We start from the raw sequence: 14,521 nt of genomic DNA on the forward strand, positions 1-14,521 counted from the left end.
CCCGCGCTGCGAGGGCGGATAAGGAATTTATCCCTCTTAACTGGATTTTTCGGCGCTTTTCTTTTGAAATCGGCCCGGCTAGGGTCGGGAAAGGATCTCGGTCCAATCAGGGAGATATCAATGAAAAAGTTTCTGCTGGCCACTGCGGCCTGCGCGCTGGCGGCTGGCTCGGCCTCGGCTGAGGATGTGAAACTCGGCATCCTGCTCGGCTTCACCGGCCCCATCGAAACCATCGCGCCGAATATGGCGCTGGCGTCGGAAATGGCGATCAAAGAAGTGAACGACTCCGGCAAGGCCGCCAATGGCTGGGTTTTCTCGGGCGTGCGCGCAGACAGCAGCTGCATTGATGCGGCCCTCGCCACGGCAGCCGCCGAACGCCTGATCACCTCGGAAAGCGTCAAGGGCATCATCGGCGCCGATTGCTCGGGCGTGACCCGCGCCGTTCTGACCAATGTGGCCATGCCGAACGGGATCGTGATGATCTCGCCTTCTGCCACCTCGCCGGCCTTGTCGGATGATCCGGATGAAGGTCTCTTCTTCCGCACCGTGCCCTCGGATGCCCGCGAAGGCATCATCATGGGCGACATTCTGGCCGAGCGTGGCGTGAAGTCGATCGCGATCTCCTATTCCAACTCGGATTACGGCAAGGGCCAGGCGGATGCGATTGCTGCGGCTGCCGAAGCCAAGGGGATCAAGGTCACCATCAACGCGTCGCATGACGATGGCAAAGCCGATTACTCGGCCGAAGTCGCGGCGCTGGCCGCAGCGGGCGGCGATGTGCTCGTGGTGGCGGGCTATGTCGACCAGGGTGGCAAAGGCATCATCCAGGCCGCGGTCGACACCGGCGCCTTCACGACCTTCGGCCTGCCGGGCGGTATGTTCGGGGAATCCCTGACCGAAGCCATTGGCGCCCCGCTGGAAGGGTCTTACGGTCAGCACCCGTCGTCAGACGCGGCCGGCTACCAGACCTATCTGGACCTGGCCACCGCCAATGACCCGAGCTTTGACGGCACCACCAACTTTGCGCCGAACACCTATGACGCGACTGCGATCATGATCCTTGCCATGCAGGCCGCCGGGTCGACCGACCCCAAGGTCTACAAAGACAAGATCATGGAAGTCGCCAATGGCCCCGCCGATGGCTCGGGCGAGGTGATCAACCCCGGCGAGCTGGGCAAGGCGCTGGAGCTGATCGCGGCCGGCAAAGCCATCAACTATGAAGGCGCCACCGGCGTGACCTTCCTGGAGAATGGCGATGTCACCGGGCGCTACCGCGAATATGAAATCAAGGACGGCAAGTGGGAAACGGTGAAATATCACTGATTTCCGGCTGACGTAGGGGCAATTGCCCCGGTCTCTGCCTTGACAGGCCCTGCAGGCCCGTGCATCCGCGCGGGCCTGTGACAAACAAAGCGCCACCCGGCCGCGTCTGACGGCAGTATCAGCGGGGGCAATCAGGGGAAGTGCATGATCCGGGTCGAGAACCTTCACCGGCATTTTGGCGGCTTTCATGCTGTCGATGGCGCCAGTCTTGAGATCCGCAAGGGCACGATCACCGGGCTGATCGGTCCGAACGGCGCCGGGAAATCCACCCTGTTCAATGTGATCGCCGGCCGGCTGCCGCCGACATCCGGCAAGGTCTTCATGGATGGGGAAGAGATCACCGGCCTTGCGCCGCATGAGCTGTTCCACAAAGGCCTTCTGCGCACCTTCCAGATCGCCCATGAATTCGGATCGATGACGGTGCGCGAGAACCTGATGATGGTCCCGGGGAGCCAACATGGCGAGCATCTCTGGAACGCCCTCTTCTCACGCGGCAAAATCCGCGAAGAGGAAGAGCGGCTCCGCGCCAAGGCCGATGAGGTGCTGGACTTCCTGACCATCAGCCATATCGCCGATAACAAGGCGAGCCAGATTTCCGGCGGTCAGAAAAAGCTTGTGGAGCTGGGCCGCACCATGATGGTCGACGCGAAAGTCGTCTTTCTGGATGAGGTCGGCGCCGGGGTGAACCGCACGCTTCTGAACACGATCGGCGATGCGATCCTGCGGCTGAACAGGGAACGCGGCTATACGTTCTGCGTCATCGAGCATGATATGGATTTCATCGGCCGCTTCTGCGACCCGGTGATCGTCATGGCCGAAGGCAAAGTGCTGGCCGAAGGCAGCGCCGCCGAGATCCGCGCCGATGAGCGCGTGATCGAGGCCTATCTGGGCCGTGGCCTGAAGAACAAGCTGAAGGCCGGCGCATGAGGCGGTGGGTCGGGATCTCCCCGCGCATCAGGGTAATTTCAACATTCTTACTTTCGGGGAGGCGTAATGGCGCATCCTTTTCTGATCGGCGAAAACATGACCGGCGGCTATGGCCCGGTTGATATCCTTCATTCCTGTACCCTCGCCGTCGAAAAGGGCGAGATCGCGGTGATCGTCGGCCCGAACGGCGCCGGCAAATCCACCGCGATGAAGGCGGTGTTCGGCATGCTGTCCTTACGCTCGGGCACGGTGCGGCTGGATGGCGAGGATATCACGAAACTCTCTCCCCAGGCGCGGGTGCGCAAAGGGATGGGGTTCGTGCCGCAGACCCAGAACATTTTCACCACGATGACGGTCGAGGAAAACCTCGAAATGGGCGCCTTCATCCGCGAGGATGAAGGGATCCAGGATACGATGGCGCAGATCTATGACCTGTTCCCGATCCTGAAGGAAAAGCGCAACCAGGCGGCGGGCGAGCTTTCCGGTGGCCAGCGCCAGCAGGTCGCGGTCGGGCGCGCATTGATGACGCGGCCCAGGGTGCTGATGCTCGACGAGCCGACCGCCGGGGTCTCGCCCATCGTGATGGATGAGCTGTTCGACCGCATCATTGAGATCGCCCGCACCGGCATCTCGATCCTGATGGTGGAACAAAACGCCCGCCAGGCGCTGGAGATCGCGGATAAGGGCTTTGTGCTGGTTCAGGGCGCGAACCGCTATACCGACTCGGGTGCGGCGCTGCTGTCGGACCCGGAGGTCCGCAGATCCTTCCTAGGGGGCTGAAAAGGTGCGCAGCATCCCCCCGCTGGCCCCTGTGCTGCTTTCTTCGGGCCCCGCTTTGGCGGTCCGGCGTCTCAGCTGCAATGCGGTTTTCAGATGTGATGCTTTTGCTCACTTTTGCTCATTTCATATGAGCGCGCCCCTCGCGGCTCTGCCCCTGTCAGCCAGGAAAGCGGCGCTTGTCATGGCAGTCCTTTGCACCCTGCCCCCGTGAGTGTAAGCGCCCGCACTCTCGACTGCAGCGTCCGGTATGAATGTTCCGGCGGCAGCTGCAAAGAGACGAGCCGCCATTACCGCACCCATGCCGGCCCGAAAAAGATTGAGGTCCAGAGCCAGGGCTATGCGACCGATCTTGTGATGCTCGACAAAACCTCGGGCGGCGATCTTGTTTACGGGGGCCAGATCGGCCCGAATTTCTATGGTGTCTTCTTTCTTGCCCCGTCGAATGGCGCGCAGCTGATGCTGCAGGGCGTCAATGGCTGGTCGGAAAACAAGACCGAGATGCTGATTTGCACGGAGGCCACGGGCTGATGGATATTCTCAACGCCCTTGTGGCTTTCGCCAATTTCATACTGGTGCCGGGGCTGACCTATGGCAGCCAGCTGGCGCTTGGCGCGCTTGGGGTCTCGCTGGTCTTCGCGGTGCTGAGGTTTTCGAATTTTGCGCATGGCGACACGATGGCGCTTGGCACGGTGATGGCGATCCTTTTCACCTGGATGCTGCAAAGCTGGGGCATTTCTGCCGGCCCGCTGCCGACAGCACTGATCGCGCTGCCATTCGCGATCATCGCGACCTCGGTGCTGGTGCTGGGCTCTGATATCGTCGTCTACCGCTTTTACCGCCGTGCCAAAGCGAAACCGATCATCCTGATGATCGCCTCGATCGGCGTCATGTTCGTGATGAATGGCCTGGTGCGGATGATCCTTGGCACACGCGAGATTCAGTTTGCCGATGGCGAGCGCTTCCTGCTGCCACCCGCCGCCTTCCGCGCCGCCACGGGCCTCGCCGAGCCTCTGGCGATCCGCACCTCACAGGCGGTGTCCGTGATCGTCGCGGTGATCTGCGTTGCGGCGCTGTTCTGGTTTCTGAACCGCACCCGCACGGGCAAGTCGATGCGGGCTTTTTCCGACAATGAAGATCTGGCGCTGCTGTCGGGGATCAATCCGGACCGCGTGGTGATGGTGACCTGGATCATCGCCGCGGCGCTGGCGACCATTGCCGGCACGCTTTACGGGCTTGATAAAAACTACCGGGTCTTTGTCTATTTTGGGATGCTGCTGCCGATCTTTGCCAGCGCCATTGTCGGCGGGCTTGGCTCGCCCATCGGCGCGATCATCGGCGGCTTTGTCATCGCTTTCTCGGAAATCCTGATCACCAACGCCTGGAGCAAGATCCTCGGCTATCTGACGCCGGAGGGCTGGCTGGGCGACGGGCTCTACCAGGCGCTCTCGACCGATTACAAAGTGGCGGTGAGTTTCGTGATCCTGATCATCGTGCTTCTGGTAAAGCCCAACGGCATCATGGGGAGCAAATAAGATGCGCAATACCCTTCTCTTTGCCGGCGTCGCGGCTCTCTTCCTGCTGACCGGCTTTTTTCAAAGCTGGAACCTCGCGCTCAATATTCTGAACCTTGCGCTGATCTCGGCGGTGATGGCGATTGGTGTGAATATCCAATGGGGCTGGGCCGGGCTCTTCTCGGCCGGGATCGTCGGCTTTGTCGCCCTTGGCGGCGTCGGGGTGGCGCTGGTCTCGGGCAAACCCGTCGCCGGCGCCTGGGAGGCCGGCACGCCCGAAATCCTCTCGGCGCTGGTCTTTGGCGCCATTGCAATCGTGCTGGCGGTCTGGATGCAGAAAAAGCTGCCAAAGGGCAGCACGCGAACGCTGGCGACCATCGCTTTCCTGCTCGTCTGTTTCTTCATCTACCGCGCGCTGCTTGACCCTGCCGTCATGGCGGTCGAGGCGAATGACTCGTCGAAAGCCGGGCATATCGGTGGTCTCGGGCTCAACTCGCTCTGGGCCTGGCCAGTGGGTGCGGCTCTGGCGGGGGCCGTGGCCTGGGTGATCGGCAAAGTGGCGCTTGGTCTGCGCGAGGATTATCTCGCCATTGCGACACTGGGGATCGGCGAGATCATCATTGCCGCGCTGAGGAATGAGGACTGGCTGGCGCGCGGGGTCAAGAACCTGATCGACCTGCCCCGCCCCTGGCCGGTGCCATATGAGCTGGAGCTGCAGCGCAACCCGGATTTCACCGACTGGATCGGGCTGGTGAATGCCGATCCGGTTCCGGCCTCGGCCATTGCGGTGAAACTGCTTTACGCGGGCCTGTTTGCCATCGTTGTACTGGTGTTGTTGTGGCTGTGTGAGCGCGCGCTTAACAGCCCCTGGGGGCGCATGACCCGCGCGATCCGCGACAATGAAATCTCGGCCGCCGCAATGGGCAAGAATGTCAAATACCGCCATTTGCAGATTTTCATCCTCGGCTCTGCCGTGGTGGGGCTGGCGGGGGCGATGATGACCTCGCTTGATGGCCAGCTGACACCGTCAAGCTATGCACCGCTGCGCTTTACCTTCCTGATCTGGGTGATGGTGATCGTTGGCGGTTCGGGCAATAACAAGGGCGCCATTCTGGGCGGCATTCTGATCGGCTGGCTCTATCTGGCGGCAGAATCCTTTGGGCCGATGATCATGGGCTGGCTGACCTCGGTTCTGCCGGCAGGACCGGTGAAAACCCAGCTGGCGGAATCTGCGGCGCATATGCGGCTCCTGATGCTTGGGGTGATCCTCCTGCTGGTGCTGCGCTTTGCACCGCGCGGGCTGATCCCCGAGAAATGAGCCGAGAACCCGGCCCCTTGCCCTTCGCGCTCATCCTGGCGATCTGGGGGGAGCGCTATGGCGCCGCGCATATCAATGGCATCGTCCAGGGGGCCTTTGACCACTCGCCCGGGATGCGCGAGGCCGTGCTGGTCAGCGACCGCCCGCGTCCGGATCTCGATCCCCGAATCCGCCAATGCCTGTTCCCTGCCCCCTTCAACCAGCCGGAATTCTTTTTGCCCGGCTACCGTGCAAAACTCGCGGTGCTCTCGCCCGAGATCACGCCCCGCGATCTGCGCTGCATCTATATCGACCTCGATTCGGCGGTGATCGGTGATCTGGGGCGTCTGGCGGCCCTGGTCACGGATGAAACGAGCCTCTTCATGCTGCCCCCTCCCGGGCTTGGCTTTTCGCGGCTGCGCCGGCTGCTCGACCGGTTGCGCCCGGGGGCGCATTTTCCGGTCGGGAACTCTTCGGTCCTCGCATTTCACTCAGGCGTTACTCCCAATCCGGCCAGCCTCTACGCGGCCATTTTGCAAGATCCGCTGGATACGACCGCAGGCGGCATGTATATTGATGACGTCATCATCTCCTCGCTCGCACGCGACATCATCCGGGCCGTGCCGAAGGATTGCGCCGTGATGCTGCGGCGCGAATTCATGTCAAAACTGCCGTTCTGGCCCCGGATCAAGGCCGCTCTGCCCTGGATCGCCGCCCGGCGCCGCCATATCGCGGTGGTGACGATGAACGGGCCCGAGGTCAAAGCCGAACAGCTTGGCCAGCTGGCAACGGGCAGCCCAATCCGCGACGGGCGCGGCCGCAAAGGGGTCTGGTCTCCTGCGGCAATCGGCGCGGTATGGCCGGAACTGGCCCGCGCCTGCCGTCGCATCGCCGAGACCTGCTGTATAAACGACACTCAAAGTCGCCGATGAACAAGAATCCCGCCAGGTGCGCCCGATAATCCCGATATGATCTGAAAGGGATGGCTATGCGCACATCAGTCCGGGTTGTGGTGATTGGCGGCGGGGTGGTTGGGTGTTCGGTGCTTTACCACCTGACAAAGCTCGGCTGGACGGATGTGATGCTGATCGAGCGCTCGGAGCTGACCTCGGGATCGACCTGGCACGCGGCGGGCGGGTTTCACACCATGAACGGCGACACCAATATGGCGGCGCTGCAGGGTTATACGATCCGGCTGTACAAGGAACTCGAAGAGATCACCGGCATGTCCTGCGGGCTGCACCATGTTGGCGGCGTGACTTTGGCCGACAACCCGGCGCGGTTTGAACAGCTGAAGGCCGAGCGCGCGAAACACCGCTACATGGGGCTCGATACCGAGATCCTCTCGCCTGCCGAGATTTCAAAACTGACCGATGGCATGGTCAATCTCGACGGCATCATCGGCGGGCTCTACGACCCGCTGGACGGGCATCTTGATCCCTCGGGCACCACCCATGCCTATGCAAAGGCCGCGCGAATGGCGGGGGCCGTGATTGTCCTGAATAACCGCGTGCTGGAGACGAACCCGACGAAAGACGGCTGGGAGGTTGTGACTGAAAAAGGCACCGTGACCTGCGAACATCTGGTGAATGCCGGCGGCCTCTGGGCGCGGGAAATCGGCGCCATGGCCGGCGTTTACCTTCCGCTTCTGCCGATGGCGCATCAGTATCTGGTGACCGAGGACATCCCCGAGATCATGGAGATCCTCGCCCAGGGCCGCGAGTTCCCGCATGTGATGGATCCGGGCGGCGAGAGCTATCTGCGCCAGGAAGGTCGCGGTTTGTGCATCGGCTTTTATGAGAAACCCTGCGAGCCCTGGGCACTCGACGGCACGCCCTGGACATTCGGACACGAGCTCCTGAACGAGAATTTCGACAAGATCGAGGATTCCGTCGCTTTCGCTTATCGCCGCTTCCCGGTCCTGGAACGCTCGGGCGTCAAGCGGGTGATCCACGGGCCCTTCACCTTTGCCCCCGACGGCAACCCGCTGATCGGCCCGGTGCCAGGGCTCAAAAACTACTGGTCGGCCTGTGCGGTCATGGCGGGCTTCAGCCAGGGCGGCGGCATGGGACTGGCACTGGCGCAATGGATGATCGAAGGCGAGGTCGAACGTGACCCGCGCGGCTTTGACGTGGCGCGTTTCGGCACCTGGACCAGCCCCGGCTATACCGTGCCGAAGGTCATCGAAAACTACCAGATGCGGTTTAACGTCTCTTACCCGAACGAGGAACGCCCGGCCGCCCGCCCCTTCCGCACCACGCCGATGTATGACGTGTTTGACGGGATGGGCGCGGTCTGGGGGAGCCAATACGGGCTTGAGGTGGTGAATTACTTCGCCCTGCCCGGCGAGCCGCGCTATGAGACGCCCACCTTCAAACGCTCCAATGCCTGGGAGGCCACCGCGCGCGAGGTCAGGGGCCTTCGCGAAGGCGTCGGCATCAATGAGCTGCAGAATTTCGGCAAATACCTCGTCAAAGGTGCCGGTGCCCGCGCCTGGCTCGACCGGATTATGGCCGGCCGCATCCCGAAACCGGGCCGTATCTCGCTGACCCCGATGCTGGCGGTTTCGGGCAAGATCATCGGCGATTTCACCGTCTCCTGCCTGTCTGAGACCGAGTTTCAGCTGACCGCCAGCTATGGCGCGCAAGGCTGGCATCTGCGCTGGTTCCAGGACCATGCCGCGCCGGGCGTCACCGTTGAGAACATCTCGGATACGCGATCCGGCTTCACCATCGCCGGGCCGAATGCCCGCAAGTTGCTGGCGCGCGTCACCCGCACCGATGTCTCGGCGAAATCGTTCAAATTCATGGATGTGAAGCCGATGACCGTCGGCATGGCGAACTGCTTTGTGCAACGCGTCAGCTACACCGCCGATCTGGGATATGAGATCTTTTGCGACCAGATGTTAGTGCGCCATCTCTGGGAGGTCCTGATGAAGGCCGGCGCGGATCTGGGCATCACCCCCTTCGGGATGCGGGCGATGATGAGCCTCCGGCTCGACAAATGGTTCGGCTCCTGGGGGCGCGAATTCTCGCCCGATTACACCCCGGCCGAGACCGGTCTTGACCGGTTCATCGCCTGGACAAAACCTGTCGACTGGATCGGCAAAGAGGCCGCGCTGAAGGAACGCGAAACCGGCCCCGCGCGCCGCCTTGTCACGATGGAGGTCGATGTCAGCGATGCCGATGTCGTGGCCTGGGAGCCGGTCTGGCTGGACGGAAAAGTCGTCGGCTGGTGCACTTCGGGCGGCTACAGCCACTGGACCGGAAAGTCCCTGGCACTGGGCTTCATTCCCGCCGGCCGCGTCGAAGACGGTCTGGCGCTGGAGGTCGAAATCCTCGGCGAGCGCCGCCCGGCACGGGTGCATCTGGCGCCGGTCTGGGACGATGGCGGCCGGATGCGCGACTGATCTGACACCGCGACCGATCAGTGATGACAGGTTGGTCGCCCCTCCTGACAGCACTTATATCCCATAGGGATCCGGACAGGATCGGCAGGAACCAGTAAGGACGAGGCATCGATCATCGGCGTTGACCTTACGAAACAGGTCTGTCAACTGCACGAAGCGACAGAGGGCGCGATCGTGTTTCGCGAGAAGCTGTCGCGCAAGCAGTTTCTGGCTTTCATGCAATCTCACCCAGAATGCGCCGTTGCGATGAAAGCTTGCGCTACGCCTCACCTATAGATCAGTTTCTTTCGCCGCGGGCTGAAGGCAGTGGAACCGTCGTTCGATCACCTTTTCCTCCAGCACCATGGAATTGCGCTCGAGCAGCCAGCTCATCATGATGTGGTTTCGCAGGATCGCAGGGTCAGGCTCAAACCATGAATTGCTGCCGCCGTCCCGCGTCCACCATGCGTGGATGCAACCATAGCGACCTTGTGGGCGATCCTGAACGGCACCCTCCGCAAAGCGCAGGGCCTCGAAGAACTTCAGAACCACTTCAGGGCCGCCTATAGGAACCGTGACCCCGCCTGAAACCGCTTCGGCAAGCGTTCCGGAACTGCAAGGTGTCACACCTCGGTTCTTCCCGAACAGCAGGGAGGCATCGATCATCTCGGCACATTCGCCCACGATTTCAACATCCAGCATGTCGATCCATGCGTTGCCGATCCGGTTTTGTGAGGTGGTCTCGCGCCCGGATCCCGAAAAATGCGGCCCCGCTCCCAGCTTTGCCCCGCACGTCATGCGCGTGCCGAATTGCCGAAAATCTTTGGAAACGGACGGCGAGACATCGACGAGATGCAACAGCGCCAGGTCTGGAAAAGGGCTCGCAGCGGTCAAGAGACAAGGCCGAACGCCTCGGACACGATCCTGAGATACACATTCCCGGGGCAGGCGCGCCCCTGTCGTCCAGGGATCTCCGAAAGGGCCAGTCGTTCTGACCTGATCCAGACAAGCCCATCATCCGAAGCCCCGCAGAGATCGGGCGTGTCTAACCGCCATAGTCGGCCAGGAGTTTTATCTGACCCTCATCTCGTTAACCTGGGCCGTCAGATCCAGCCCGAGGGCCCACAAAGGGGTAAAGAGCCGACACACACGATTTGCCACCGCAAGACGCGTGGCGAAAGAGATCATTATCGCCTCGGGCAACAATGGAACGGTAACGGGATTGGCAATCGGATGCGCATACTCAGATCCTGAGACAGCATAGCGACACAACACACTGATCTGAAACGGGAAAGGCGCGGATCCATGTCGATCCGCGCTCTTCCATTTAAGTCGGCTCATGTGCAGGAATGCAGGTCATGGCGGGGTCAGTGCAAGCTTATGGGTACAACCCGCTCTCATATGCTTCAATGACACCCCGCGCGCCCTCAGCTGCAGCCGGTTGTGCCACCGCAGGTGGTGCATTTCAGGCAGGTTCCGTTGCGGACCAGCGTGTAATTGCCGCATTCAGTGCAGGAATCTCCGGTATAGCCCTGCAGTTTCGCGCGGCTCCGCGCGTCGGATCCGGCATTCAGCGCAGCAAGGCTGCTGCCGGGCGTTCGGGTGCCCGGGATCAGCATATTCAGCGCCGTCACCGGATCGATTCCGGCTGCTGACTTGTCATGACCCGGAAGCAGATCCTGCGGCAGGCGATTTCTCAGATAGCCGGTCGAACTGATCGATTTCAGAAGCTCCACCGAACGCGTCACCGGTGCGGCTGCGGCACGCTGATCGGGCTTGCCCTCGTCATCGCCACGGCCGAGATCGTCAAACGCGGTGCCCTTGGGCGCGACATGCGCCAGATCGGTGCGGTCGAGATAGGAAATCGCCAGTTCGCGGAAGATGTAGTCGAGGATCGAGGTCGCGTTGCGGATTGAATCGTTCCCCTGCACCATCCCCGCCGGCTCAAACCGGGTGAAAGTGAAGGCATCGACGAATTCCTCAAGCGGAACACCATATTGCAACCCGACGCTCACTGCGATTGCGAAGTTGTTCATCATGGCACGGAAGCCCGCACCTTCCTTATGCATGTCGATGAAAATCTCGCCAAGCGCGCCATCGGCATATTCGCCGGTCCTGAGATAGACCTTATGGCCGCCGATTAGCGCTTTTTGCGTATAGCCCTTGCGCCGCTCGGGCAGCTTTTCGCGGTGTGAACGGACGATCTCTTTGACGACCACCTTTTCGATGATCTTCTCGGCAATCACCCGGGCCTTTTCCTGCGGCGTGCCGGTCTCCATCACCTCTTCGGCCTCATCATCGCCTTCGATCAGCGCCGCCGCCAGCGGTTGCGACAGTTTCGATCCGTCGCGATAGATCGCATTGGCCTTGACGCCGAGGCTGTGGGACAGTGCGTAAGCCGCCAGCACCTCGTCGATCCTGGCGAGGACGGCATGTTGATCGTCTTGGAAATCGCGCCCGAGATAAAGCTCTGCGCGGCGGCCATCATGAGGATATGGCTTTCGACGCTGAGCAGACGATTGCCCTTGCGGCCGCAGGGGCTGGCGCAGTCGAAGACTGCAAGATGCGACGGGTTCAGATGCGGCGCGCCTTCCAGCGTCATGGTGCCGCAGACATGATCATTTGCCGCCTCGATCTGGGCGCGGGCAAAGCCCAGATGTTTCAGCAGATCGAAACCGGGATCCATCAGCTCGGTTTCCGGAATGCCAAGCGTGCCCTTGCAGAACTCTTCGCCAAGCGTCCATTGGTTGAAGACAAAGCGGATATCGAAGGCCGTGGGCAAAGCCGCCTCGATCTTCGCGATTTCGGCGGCCCCAAAGCCATGACCGATCAGCGCGGTATGGTTGATTGCGGGTGCCTGGGCGAGACTGCCATGCCCGACCGCGTAAGCCACAATCTCGGCCGCCTGATGCGCGGGATAGCCCAGGGCTTCAAGCGCCGCCGGCACCGACTGGTTGATGATCTTGAAATAGCCACCGCCGGCGAGTTTCTTGAACTTCACCAGCGCGAAATCTGGCTCGATGCCGGTGGTGTCGCAATCCATCACCAGACCGATCGTGCCGGTGGGCGCGATGACCGAGACCTGGGCATTGCGGAAGCCATGCACCTCGCCCAGCGACAGTGCCTCATCCCAGGCGCGCCGGGCAAGTGCTACCAGCGCCTCATCGGGGCAATTCGCATGATCAAGCGCGACCGGGGCCACGTTCAGCCCGGCATAGTCGCCGCTGCCATTGGAAGCCGCGCGGTGGTTGCGGATCACCCGCAGCATCGCATCGCGGTTCTTCGCATAGCCGGGGAAAGCGCCCAGCTCTGCCGCCATCTCGGCAGAGGTCGCGTAGGAAATGCCGGTCATGATCGCGGTCAGCGCGCCACAGAGCGCGCGGCCCTGGGCGGAATCGTAGCCGAGCCCCATATTCATCAAAAGCCCGCCGATATTGGCATAGCCGAGGCCCAGGGTGCGGAATTCATACGACCTTTGCGCGATTTCCTTTGACGGGAATTGCGCCATCATCACCGAGATTTCCAGCGTCAGCGTCCAGAGCCGGCAGGCATGGACAAAGGCCTCGGCCTGGAACCTCCCGCCCTTCCAGAAGGTCAGCAGGTTCAGGGACGCCAGATTGCAGGCGGTATCATCCAGGAACATATATTCCGAACAGGGGTTCGAGCCCCGGATCGGCCCGTCTTCCGGGCAGGTATGCCAGGCATTGACCGTGTCATGAAACTGGATCCCGGGATCTGCGCAGGCCCAGGCGGCATGGCCGACCTGATCCCAGAGATCACGGGCCGAAACGGTTTTCGCCACCCCGCCATCGGTGCGGCGGATCAGCTCCCATGGCAGATCGTCGCGCACCGCCGCAAGGAAAGCATCCGTCACCCGCACCGAATTGTTCGAATTCTGGCCCGAGACCGTGGAATAGGCCTCGGAGTCCCAGTCGGTGTCATAGGTCGGGAATTCGATACTGTCGAAGCCCTGGGCGGCATATTGCAACACGCGATTGGTATATGTGTCCGGGATCAGAGCTTTCTTCGCGGAACGGATCGCTGCTTTCAGGGCCTTATTCCGGCCCGGATCAAAGGCATCCGCCTCATTGCCATCCCAGGCGCGGATCGCCGCGAAAATCCCGTTCAGCTCGCGCTCATGCGCTTTGGATCCGGCGACCAGCGAGGCGACCTTCTGCTCCTCGATCACCTTCCAGTTGATGAATTGCTCAATATCGGGGTGATCCATGTCGCAGATCACCATCTTGGCCGCGCGCCGCGTGGTGCCACCGGATTTGATCGCCCCTGCCGCCCGGTCACCGATCTTCAGGAACCCCATCAGCCCCGAGGATTTGCCGCCCCCCGACAGCTTTTCATTCTCGCCCCTGAGCGACGAGAAATTGGTACCCGTGCCAGATCCATATTTGAACAGACGCGCCTCACGGACCCAGAGATCCATGATGCCGCCCTCTTTCACCAGATCATCCGAGACCGACTGGATGAAACAGGCATGCGGCTGGGGGTGCTCATAGGCGCTGGTGGATTGCACCAGTTTGCCGCTGACATGATCGACATAGAAATGGCCCTGCCCCGGCCCGTCGATCCCATAGGCCCAATGCAGCCCGGTATTGAACCATTGCGGTGAATTCGGCGCCGACATCTGCCGCGCCAGCATATAGCGCATCTCGTCAAGATAGTGCTGCGCGTCTTCCGCGCGGGTGAAATAGCCGCCTTTCCAGCCCCAATAGGCCCAGGCGCCGGCAAGGCGGTCGAAGACCTGCTTTGCCGAGGTCTCGCCGGTATAGCGCTCACCCTCGGGCAAAAGCGCCAGCGCCGCCTCATCCGCGACCGAGCGCCAGAGAAATTCGGGCATGCCCTTTTCTTTGACCCGCTTCAGCCGCACCGGAACGCCTGCGCGGCGGAAGTATTTCTGGGCGATCACATCCGATGCGACCTGGCTCCAGCCCTCGGGCACCTCGACCGCGTCATTGCGAAAGACGATGCGGCCATCCGGGTTGCGGATCTCGGAAGTGGTGGTGGTGAAATCCACCGCGCCCCAGGCGCCGCCCGTGGCATTGGTAAATCTGCGCTCGATTTTCATTGCTCTGTCCCCTGTGGGTCATTTGCGGCCCTTGTTTTTGCGGATGTAGCGCTGGTCGTGACATCCCGGGCATGAACCACCACACGGGGCCCGGTTCCGCCGCCAAAAGCCGGCCTGGAAAGGTCTTGGTGTAACGAATACAACATATGGTGGTCTGACTTGCCTCGCGAGCAACGTGTCGTAGGAAAACCGCAGTTTCAACGGATTTATTTCCG

The 14,521-nt window shown here is 61.7% G+C and carries 9 protein-coding genes and 1 pseudogene; 8 read left to right on the forward strand and 2 right to left on the reverse strand.

Going from position 1 to position 14,521, the window contains the following annotated elements; genetic code table 11:
• Window positions 1–120 precede the first annotated feature (120 nt).
• The 8 genes from QNO18_RS12955 (at window position 121) to QNO18_RS12990 (ending at window position 9,247) form a co-directional block, all read left to right on the forward strand.
• A complete protein-coding gene (locus QNO18_RS12955) occupies window positions 121–1,323 on the forward strand; it encodes an ABC transporter substrate-binding protein (protein WP_283177992.1) in 1,203 nt (400 codons plus the stop codon).
• Between the two features lie 144 nt (window positions 1,324–1,467).
• Entirely contained in the window at window positions 1,468–2,250 is a 783-nt protein-coding gene (locus tag QNO18_RS12960) for an ABC transporter ATP-binding protein (protein ID WP_249495457.1), read from the forward strand.
• A gap of 66 nt (window positions 2,251–2,316) precedes the next feature.
• Window positions 2,317–3,030, forward strand: a complete 714-nt coding sequence (locus QNO18_RS12965) for an ABC transporter ATP-binding protein (RefSeq protein WP_283177993.1) — start codon at window positions 2,317–2,319, stop codon at window positions 3,028–3,030.
• A gap of 207 nt (window positions 3,031–3,237) precedes the next feature.
• Complete coding sequence (locus tag QNO18_RS12970) at window positions 3,238–3,558, forward strand: hypothetical protein (RefSeq protein WP_283177994.1); 321 nt, start codon at window positions 3,238–3,240, stop codon at window positions 3,556–3,558.
• Complete coding sequence (locus QNO18_RS12975; RefSeq protein ID WP_283177995.1) at window positions 3,558–4,562, forward strand: branched-chain amino acid ABC transporter permease; 1,005 nt, start codon at window positions 3,558–3,560, stop codon at window positions 4,560–4,562. Before QNO18_RS12970 ends, QNO18_RS12975 begins: the two co-directional genes overlap by 1 nt.
• 1 nt (window position 4,563) lies before the next feature.
• Window positions 4,564–5,859 carry a branched-chain amino acid ABC transporter permease gene (locus tag QNO18_RS12980; protein ID WP_283177996.1) on the forward strand — a complete coding sequence of 432 codons (1,296 nt, stop codon included), beginning with the start codon at window positions 4,564–4,566 and terminating at the stop codon, window positions 5,857–5,859.
• Complete coding sequence (locus QNO18_RS12985; protein WP_283177997.1) at window positions 5,856–6,770, forward strand: hypothetical protein; 915 nt, start codon at window positions 5,856–5,858, stop codon at window positions 6,768–6,770. Before QNO18_RS12980 ends, QNO18_RS12985 begins: the two co-directional genes overlap by 4 nt.
• Before the next feature lie 56 nt (window positions 6,771–6,826).
• A complete protein-coding gene (locus tag QNO18_RS12990) occupies window positions 6,827–9,247 on the forward strand; it encodes an FAD-dependent oxidoreductase (protein WP_283177998.1) in 2,421 nt (806 codons plus the stop codon).
• A 270-nt stretch (window positions 9,248–9,517) separates the two neighbouring features.
• Here the strand turns inward: QNO18_RS12990 and QNO18_RS12995 are convergent, their stop codons facing one another.
• Complete coding sequence (locus QNO18_RS12995; RefSeq protein WP_283177999.1) at window positions 9,518–10,120, reverse strand: hypothetical protein; 603 nt, start codon at window positions 10,118–10,120, stop codon at window positions 9,518–9,520.
• Between the two features lie 533 nt (window positions 10,121–10,653).
• Window positions 10,654–14,306 (reverse strand): annotated as a pseudogene (locus QNO18_RS13000) (vitamin B12-dependent ribonucleotide reductase).
• Window positions 14,307–14,521: the final 215 nt, after the last annotated feature.

It is taken from the genome of Gemmobacter sp. 24YEA27, assembly GCF_030052995.1.
GTDB lineage: Bacteria > Pseudomonadota > Alphaproteobacteria > Rhodobacterales > Rhodobacteraceae > Pseudogemmobacter.

Bases quoted from the DNA above. Each gene is read 5' to 3' on its own strand.
- QNO18_RS12985 (WP_283177997.1), top strand. From the start codon at position 5,856: ATGAGCCGAGAACCCGGCCCCTTGCCCTTCGCGCTCATCCTGGCGATC.
- QNO18_RS12975 (WP_283177995.1), top strand. From the start codon at position 3,558: ATGGATATTCTCAACGCCCTTGTGGCTTTCGCCAATTTCATACTGGTG.
- QNO18_RS12955 (WP_283177992.1), top strand. From the start codon at position 121: ATGAAAAAGTTTCTGCTGGCCACTGCGGCCTGCGCGCTGGCGGCTGGC.
- QNO18_RS12960 (WP_249495457.1), top strand. From the start codon at position 1,468: ATGATCCGGGTCGAGAACCTTCACCGGCATTTTGGCGGCTTTCATGCT.
- QNO18_RS12965 (WP_283177993.1), top strand. From the start codon at position 2,317: ATGGCGCATCCTTTTCTGATCGGCGAAAACATGACCGGCGGCTATGGC.
- QNO18_RS12990 (WP_283177998.1), top strand. From the start codon at position 6,827: ATGCGCACATCAGTCCGGGTTGTGGTGATTGGCGGCGGGGTGGTTGGG.
- QNO18_RS12980 (WP_283177996.1), top strand. From the start codon at position 4,564: ATGCGCAATACCCTTCTCTTTGCCGGCGTCGCGGCTCTCTTCCTGCTG.